Below are 253 nucleotides of genomic sequence, written 5' to 3'. Positions count from 1 at the left end.
AGGACGTTCTCACCCGATTGCCGACTCAAAAGGCCAGCGACATCGCAGCATTGCTGCCTCATCGCTGGCAACCGGCGGATCCCATCCGCTAGTTCAGTTCGTCAAGACGGGTTTGCTGGCCGCTTACATTGAAGCTGAGCTCGAGCAACTTCAGCCGCAAGCCGCAGCCGAGCCGCTACCCCAGCAACCGAAGCGTGCAGCGCTGCCGGCGCAATTGCCGCGCACAGAGATTCGCCACGAGCCGCAGAGCACC

Annotated in this window: 1 pseudogene; it reads left to right on the top strand. The window is 62.5% G+C overall.

The window, feature by feature from the left end:
• Positions 1-253: pseudogene (locus AB3X94_RS42310) on the top strand (IS66 family transposase); the annotation flags it as partial.

Origin of the sequence: Paraburkholderia sp. BR10923, assembly GCF_040948765.1 — a bacterium.
Taxonomy (GTDB): Bacteria; Pseudomonadota; Gammaproteobacteria; order Burkholderiales; family Burkholderiaceae; genus Paraburkholderia; species Paraburkholderia youngii.
Note: the sequence above shows the minus strand (reverse complement) of the source record. Positions and strands in the feature narration are given on the sequence as shown.